Origin of the sequence: Rufibacter ruber, assembly GCF_001647275.1 — a bacterium.
Classification (GTDB): Bacteria; Bacteroidota; Bacteroidia; order Cytophagales; family Hymenobacteraceae; genus Nibribacter; species Nibribacter ruber_C.
The window spans coordinates 70,725-78,116 of sequence record NZ_LRMM01000022.1 but is presented as its reverse complement, the minus strand read 5'-3'; the positions used below and the strand labels follow the sequence as shown (position 1 = coordinate 78,116).

General features: G+C 54.0%; 8 protein-coding genes. 2 read left to right on the top strand and 6 right to left on the bottom strand.

What is annotated here, in order from left to right; all coding sequences use genetic code 11:
• Positions 1–54 precede the first annotated feature (54 nt).
• The 3 genes from hemE to A8O25_RS10650 form a co-directional block, all read right to left on the bottom strand.
• Positions 55–1,086 (bottom strand): uroporphyrinogen decarboxylase, encoded by a 1,032-nt coding sequence (gene hemE, locus A8O25_RS10660; protein ID WP_066834571.1) that lies wholly within the window; start codon positions 1,084–1,086, stop codon positions 55–57.
• Between the two features lie 124 nt (positions 1,087–1,210).
• A complete protein-coding gene (locus tag A8O25_RS10655; protein WP_066834569.1) occupies positions 1,211–1,828 on the bottom strand; it encodes a MarC family protein in 618 nt (205 codons plus the stop codon).
• 107 nt (positions 1,829–1,935) lie between these two features.
• Positions 1,936–2,430 carry a hypothetical protein gene (locus tag A8O25_RS10650; RefSeq protein ID WP_153042702.1) on the bottom strand — a complete coding sequence of 165 codons (495 nt, stop codon included), beginning with the start codon at positions 2,428–2,430 and terminating at the stop codon, positions 1,936–1,938.
• Between the two features lie 163 nt (positions 2,431–2,593).
• Between A8O25_RS10650 and A8O25_RS10645 the strand changes: the two genes are divergently transcribed.
• Both A8O25_RS10645 and purE read left to right on the top strand, forming a co-directional pair.
• Positions 2,594–3,721, top strand: coding sequence for a 5-(carboxyamino)imidazole ribonucleotide synthase (locus A8O25_RS10645; RefSeq protein ID WP_066834566.1), 1,128 nt, complete (start codon positions 2,594–2,596; stop codon positions 3,719–3,721).
• On the top strand, positions 3,718–4,167 hold the full coding sequence (purE, locus tag A8O25_RS10640) for a 5-(carboxyamino)imidazole ribonucleotide mutase (RefSeq protein ID WP_082893574.1): 450 nt from the start codon (positions 3,718–3,720) through the stop codon (positions 4,165–4,167). The genes A8O25_RS10645 and purE overlap by 4 nt, the downstream gene beginning before the upstream one ends.
• Here the strand turns inward: purE and A8O25_RS10635 are convergent.
• The 3 genes from A8O25_RS10635 to A8O25_RS10625 all read right to left on the bottom strand — a co-directional run bounded on the left by A8O25_RS10635 (position 4,145) and on the right by A8O25_RS10625 (position 7,222).
• Positions 4,145–5,626, bottom strand: coding sequence for a TonB-dependent receptor plug domain-containing protein (locus tag A8O25_RS10635; protein WP_161947736.1), 1,482 nt, complete (start codon positions 5,624–5,626; stop codon positions 4,145–4,147). The genes purE and A8O25_RS10635 overlap by 23 nt on opposite strands.
• An 86-nt stretch (positions 5,627–5,712) precedes the next feature.
• Positions 5,713–6,549, bottom strand: a complete 837-nt coding sequence (locus A8O25_RS10630) for a TonB-dependent receptor (RefSeq protein WP_066834561.1) — start codon at positions 6,547–6,549, stop codon at positions 5,713–5,715.
• Between the two features lie 193 nt (positions 6,550–6,742).
• Positions 6,743–7,222 (bottom strand): GNAT family N-acetyltransferase, encoded by a 480-nt coding sequence (locus tag A8O25_RS10625; RefSeq protein WP_066834584.1) that lies wholly within the window; start codon positions 7,220–7,222, stop codon positions 6,743–6,745.
• Positions 7,223–7,392: the final 170 nt, after the last annotated feature.

The following is a 7,392-nucleotide window of genomic DNA, read 5'->3' as shown; positions in this document are numbered from 1 at the left end:
TTGGCCTGTTTTTCAGAAAACAGGCCAAAAACGGCTTTTGGTTGGTGAGGTATATTACCGCTGGCTGTATTCTTTCACTGTCTGGATAAAACACTTCACTTTCTCCGGATCTGTGTCTGGGTAAACCCCATGGCCCAGGTTGGCAATGTGGCGGTGCGGCCCAAAGGCATCCAGCATTTTTCTGGTCTCCTGCTTCACACCTTCAAAAGAATTGTAAAGGGCGCACGGGTCCAGGTTGCCTTGCAGGGTTTTGTTTTCGCCAATGGCCTGGCGCGCTTCCTGAATGTTCATGTTCCAGTCAAGGCCAATGACCTGGCAGTCCAGTTGGGCAAAATCTGCCATGGCAAAGAAAGCGCCTTTGGCGAAGACGGTTACCGGAACCTCTGTCAGGGCTTTGCAGATCTGGTCAATGTACCGGTAAGAGAACTCCTGGTAATGCGCCGGGGGCAGGATGCCCGCCCAGGAATCAAAGATCTGGATCAAATCGGCGCCCGCCGCCACTTGCGCTTTGAGGTAGGCAATGGTGGTGTCGGTGATTTTCTGCAGCAGCCTGTGAGACAGCTCCGGGTCAGTGTACAGCATTTTCCTGGCCTTTGAGAAGGTTTTGGAGCCGCTTCCTTCCACCATATAAGCAAAGATGGTCCAGGGGGCACCGGCAAACCCAATGAGGGGCACGCGGCCGTTCAGTTCCCGCTTGGTGACTTTGATGGCCTCCAGCACGTAGTTCAGGTGCTCATGCGGGTCTGCCACGCGCACATTCTCCACGTCTGCGGCTGTTTTGATGGTGTTGGGGAACAATGGACCCCGCTTCTCAATCATTTCATAGGTGCAGCCCATGGCCTCTGGCACCACCAGAATATCAGAAAAGATAATGGCGGCATCTACGTCCAGCAGGTCTACCGGCTGAATGGTGACCTCGGCGGCCAGTTCAGGGGTTTCTACCAACTCCTTGAAACCTGAGAGGCGTTCGCGCACGGCACGGTACTCAGGTAAGATTCGGCCGGCCTGGCGCATGAGCCACACGGGCGTTCTTTCAGTGGGCTGCCCTAAGGCGGCACGCAAGAATAGATCGTTCTTCAATTGCATAGCGCAAAGATAAGGAATGAGGTTGGAGTCTGGTAAATCTTACCGGAAAAGGAGGGGGAGGTGTTGCGTTTTAGGGCTGTTTTCTGAAAAACAGCGCTAAAACAGAAATAGGTAGGTTTGGCTGCTACCTGAACAGGGCCAACAGAGCCGTCACGATAAAGCTCACCCCCAGGGACAGCACAATAAAGCCCATGATCCTAGACAGTGCGGCTAACCCGGCTTTGCCCATGAACATCATGAGGCGCGGCGAGAAGAACAGGATCACGTAGGTGATGAAGCCTAACAGCACAATGGCCAGCACGGTAAGCCCCATGTCTACGATGGTAAGAGACTTGGTGAAAAGGCTGATCACCACCGCAATAGAACCGGGGCCGGACAGCAGCGGCATGGCCAGCGGTGTGAAGGAAATGTCTTCCTTCTCCACCCCTTCGGCCACCACGTCTTTGGAGATTTTCTTGCCTTCCTCGGCCTTGGGGTTAAGCAGGTCAAACCCTGCCCGCATGATCATGATGCCGCCCGCAATACGGAGGTCGTGAATGCGCAGCCCGAAGAAATCCAGCACCGCCTGCCCGGCAATGAAAAAGACCGTCAGGATCAGGATCATGTACATACAGGCCCGCAATGCCTGCTGGTTGCGGCGGGCGGTATTGTCATCCTGGGTAAGCGTTAAGAACACGGGCATGGCCCCAAACGGGTTTACCACCGAGAAAAGGGCCGAAAAGGTTGCCAATAGAATTTCCATCGCGTCTAAAATAGAGAATTCTGCAGGAATAACAATTGGGCCGGGGCCTAAAAGAGAAAGGGAAGGCACACGGCCTTCCCTTTCTCTTTTAAATCTATTTCTGTTGCTTACATAAAGAAGCTGAACAAGGCTGTGCGCAATTGCCCAAAGAAACCCGGGGCAGAAGATCTTGCCGGCACCTGTTTAGGGTTGTTGCGGGGCTGCTGACGGTTCTGTAACCGCTGCAAAGCCAACACCAGCCATGACTTGGCAGAATCATTGCGCTCTATAATGCCAGAGACGCCTGGGTGCCAGAGGTGCAACACGTTTCTCCCTTCTAAAGAAGGGGTCATCACATAAAGGTGTGTTCTGTCCTGCTGGGCTAGAAGCAGTTTCACCAACGCCACATCTGGTTCAAAATTCAGGGCTTCACGCCCGCCAAACACAATGATTTCACGGCTTGAATTTCTGGCTTCGTCAAACTGCCGCTCATACTCCTCATAAGAAAAAGAGCGTATCTCAATTGGTTTGAGATAATTGTTTTGCTTATTTAACGCTTCGCACAAAGACCCGGCAAACGCTTTGTCATCTTCTAAGAGTAAGAGTCGATATGTATGTGACATATAAGAAAATAGCTTTTGGAGATTTGCTTCAAAAGTAGCAGGTTAACAAGGCGCATTTACGGGAAATAAGCCAAATGGGTTTTAATTATTGCTAAATCCGTATTTTTACGCGATAAACATTTTCTTGTCGATATATAGCAAGAGTGTATTATTTTGATCGGATATGAAAAATTTAAGATTGGGGATTCTGGGGGGCGGTCAGCTGGGACGTATGCTTATTCAGGCGGGGTTAGACTTCAATCTACACGTGCGGGTGCTAGACCCTGATGAGAATGCCCCCTGCCGTTACCTCTGTGAGGAGTTTGTGCACGGTGACTTCAAAGACTATGACACGGTGTATGCCTTCGGGAAGGGCTGTGAGGTGCTGACCATTGAGATTGAGCACGTGAACGTGGAGGCGCTGTTCCAACTGGAGAAGGAAGGCGTACAGGTGTATCCTACGCCTGCCTCGCTGAAAACCATTCAGGACAAGGGCCTGCAGAAAGAATTCTTTCAGCAGAACTTCATTCCCACCGCAGAGTACAGGCTGCTGAAAGACACCGCAGCACTGGAGGCGAACTTAGATTTCCTGCCGGCTTTTCAGAAACTCCGCCGCGGCGGGTATGATGGCAATGGCGTAGTGCGGCTTTCTTCTGCCAGCGACATGCCTAAAGCTTTCCAGGGCCCCACAGTACTGGAGAAACTGGTGCCCTTTGAAAGGGAGATCTCTGTGATCTGCGCCAGGAATACCAAGGGCGAAGTGAAGGCCTTTCCGGTGGTGGAGCAGGTCATGCACCCAGAGCATAATCTGGTAGACTTTCTGCTGGCTCCCGCCCAGATTGCCTATAAACTGCAACGCCTGGCCATTGAGATTGCCACGCACGTGACTACGTCTCTTGACATAGTTGGTCTGCTGGCGGTAGAGATGTTTGTGACCCAGGACGGGCAGATTCTGGTGAATGAGGTGGCCCCAAGACCCCATAACAGCGGGCACCATACCATGAAAGCCAATGCCACCTCCCAGTTTGAACAGCACCTGCGGGCTATTTTAGGATTGCCTTTGGGTGACACCGAACCCCACTGCCCCGCAGTTTTGCTTAATCTTCTGGGTGAAGCGGGCTATTCTGGCCAAGCCGTGTATGAAGGGCTGGGGGAAACACTGCAGGAGCCGGGCGTGCACCTTCACCTCTACGGGAAAAAGTTTACCCGCCCGCACCGCAAAATGGGCCATTTAACCGTGCTGGCCCCCACCATTGATGAAGTAAAACAGAAAGCAGAACGCGTAAAGAATATACTAAAAATTATTGCATGAGCCAAGCAGAGAAAAGTGCGCCGCAGGTAGGCATCATTATGGGCAGTCAGTCTGACCTGAAAGTAATGTCAGGCGCCGCCGATATCCTGGAGCAGTTAGGGATCCCGTTTGAGTTGACCATTGTGTCTGCCCACCGTACGCCCCACCGCATGGTGGAGTATGCTGAAAGTGCCCGTAAAAAAGGCTTGAAAGCAATTATTGCCGGAGCCGGTGGCGCCGCCCACCTGCCGGGCATGGTGGCCGCCCTGACCACTTTACCGGTCATTGGTGTACCTGTTAAGTCCAGCAACTCCATTGACGGCTGGGATTCCATCCTGTCTATCCTGCAGATGCCCAATGGTGTGCCGGTGGCTACCGTGGCGTTGAACTTCGGCTGTTTTCTGAAAAACAGGCCGAAAACAGGCGGCATTTTTTTAAGTACGGTTAGAAATTCCCTCTCACGGTGAGCACCAGATTTCTGCCCGGGGCACTGACGCCAGAGGCATACACCCGGTAAAACCTATCCAGGATATTTTCCAGCGCGGCCTGTAGCTGCACGCGCGGGTGCAGCTGGTAAGCGGTTCTCAGGTTGAGCGTGAACCAGGCCGGTACGCCTTCTGGGGTGGCGTACTGCAGATTGTCTTCCCCCACGGGGTTGTAGTCTTTCAGCCGCTTCCAGCCGTTGTACTGCACAAAGAACTCAGACCTAAACTTGGGCAGGGTCAGGAAAAAACTGGTCTTGCCAAATACCGGCGGAATGTGGTCCAGCGGCATCTCGCCGGGCTCCGCCTGCAGACGGCCGTAGGTGTAGGTGAGGGTGGAGGTAATCCGGAAGGCCTGGGTGACATCTGCAGACAGCGAGCCGCTGAACCCGTAAATGTAGGCTCTGTTGGCGTTCACATTGGCCGTGACTACACTGGTTTGTCCGTTGTATTCTATGGTAGGTTGGCCCTGAAACAGAAACGGCTGGGTGGTGATGGCGTCACGGTACCAGGTGTAAAAGCCCACCCCCTCCACGCGCACGCTTTGGGCCACGGTTTTGCCAATAGAAAGTTCTGCGTTGTAGGTGAACTCAGGCTTCAGGTCTGGGTTAGGCACAATCAGCTGGCCGGGCACTGACTCGAACACCTTGCCCAGGTCATCTACGTTGGGTGCCCTGAACCCGGAGGAGGCCACCGCGGCCAGCCGCCATTCCCGCCCCGGCTGAAAGACGAGCCCCAGGTTTCCGTTCACGGCGGTGTTCTTCTGTTGCACTTCCTGGAAAGGGAAGGGGAAAAAGGCCTTGTCACGGGAGAAATCTGCGTTCAGCGCTACACGGCTCAGCCTGATCCCGTCAGAAAGAATCCAGCGGGGGCCGATTTCCCAGGTGTGGGTAAAATAGGCGGCGGCGGTGCGCATGTCTGACCCGCCGCTGGGGTAGCGGGTATCTAACGGTTGCTGTTCTCCTGTATCTATATGGATGCCGTGGGCATTGGAGGAAACCTCATGATTGCTTCCCTCCAGTCCATAGCGTAGCTCATGCTCCCCCAAAAGACGGCTGGCGTCTGCGTTGAGGGTGAAAATATCTACGTGCTCAAAACGGTTCTGACGCAAACTCTTGCCAAAGCCGCGGTTATGCCTGCTTTCCTCTACGCTTTGATATGCAGCTGTAACTCGCAGGTTCTCTAGCCAGCCTTTGCCTTGGGTAGCGAAGGTGTACGCTGCGAGCCAGCGTTCCTGTGGGCCATAGTACCATTCTGCCTGCTTGAGATTCCCTTTCCCGTCTACTTCTGTTAAACGGTCATACCGGGGTATGTCTGAAGACGTGGAGAACTGTACGTTCAGTAAATGGGACGTGGTGGGCGATGCCTGGAACAGAATCTTCTGCAGCACATCATACTGCCGGTACCCGCTCTGCTGCTGCACGTTGATGTTATTATTGGGCACCCTCACATCCTGCCCGTTTTGCCGCTCTGCGTAGAATGGGCGCAGACCCCAGGTGCCGTAAAAAGGATCACGGTTAGCACCCTGCCTCAGATCATCAAAATCAGAAAAGGTAAGACTGGTGAAACTCCCCCATCGGCGGCCGCGATGGAAATGTCTGCGTGCGCCGTTTTCTCCTGGTTGGCGGTGGCGTACCTTAGAAAAGCCCCGCCGTTCACCCGCGGGCCAGCGCTATCTGCCAGTGTTGGGTTTTTGGTGTAGAAATGCATGACCCCGCCCAGCGCATCTGACCCGTACACCACTGACCCCGGCCCGAACATAACTTCTACCTTCTCCAGGGCGGCATTGTCTACGGTGAGCACATTCTGGAGGTGGCCGCCGCGGTAGATGGCATTGTTCAGGCGCACGCCGTCAATGACCATGAGCACCTTGTTCGCTTCAAAGCCCCGCAGAATAGGGCTTCCGCCGCCGGCCTGGCTTTTCTGCACCAGTACCTGCCCGCTTTGCTGCAACACATCTGCGGTGGTGGGGTTGCTCTGGAATTCCAGCTCCCGCGCTTTGAGCACTTCTATCTGCTGGGCCACGTCTATGCGTTTCTCCTCAAACTTGCTGGCAGAGATGACCACTTCGTCAAGTGAATAGCTTTTCTCAGTGAGCAGCACGCGGTATGCCTGGGCCTGAAGCTGACGTACCGCATGCGTGCGGGGCTGGTAGTCTGACCGCTCCAGCCGCAGACTGTCTGTTGCCCGGAACAGATCAAGGTTGAACTGGCCCTTGCCATTGGTCATTAAGACGGCCCCGCCTTGTGTGGGAGTGACCCGCACCCCCGCCAGAGGCTGCAGGCTGCCTTTGTCTAGCACGGTCACTGTCTGGGCGGCTGCCCCAAAAGTAAGGGCCAGCGAGAGTAGAAGTAAAATTGGTTTCATAAGCCGGTGTAAGAGCATGCTTAAATTTGTCTTTTGCGCTGCAAACGGGTATCAAAAGAGCCTGGCTTCGCCTTTTTCCCGCACCATAGCGAGGCGTATGCTGCTCAAAAAACGCTACGCCAAAACCTTTCGCTCCCCGTTTCCGCTTGCAAAATCAAAATTTAAACAAGCTCTAAGGGGGAGGGAATAGTGGTTAAAGGGCCAGTACCATTTTGATATCAGCGCGCTTGTATTCTCTGAGCTCATCAGGCACCTCCTGAAAACCCAGGTTGCGGTACAGGTGCAAGGCCGTCTCCAGCTTGCGGTTTGAGAGCAGGAATAGGGTTCTGGCACCCAGGCCGCAGGCTGTCCGAATGGCGGCTTCCCCCAGCCTACGGCCAATTTTAAGGCCCTGAACCTTGTCAGTGACCGCCATTTTGGCGAGCTCGTAGGTGGTGTGGTCAACTTTGAGCAAAGCACAGGTGCCTACCAACTCACCCTGGTAATCGGCCATGAAAATGTGTCCGCCCCTGGCAATGATGTAGCCGTCTGGGTCGCCTAAAGATTCGTGGTCTAGCTCCTCCATTTCAAAGTACCGCTCAATCCAGGCCTGGTTGAGGGCTTTGAAGGCGGGGGCATGGGCAGGTACGTAGTCTATGATAGTGACAGGGGCACCGGGGGTAGGGGTAGGCATAAAGTTGAGACGCAAGAAACTGGCCAAAGATACAGATCCTTCTTCCTGTTTTTGCCCTGTTTTCTGAAAAACAGGCCGAAAACAGGGCCTGGTTGACAGGTATCATCGCTTAATCTGGCAAACCTGAACGAGTTGCCCGTTTTTCCTGTTCAGGTTGTAGCTCAAAAAGC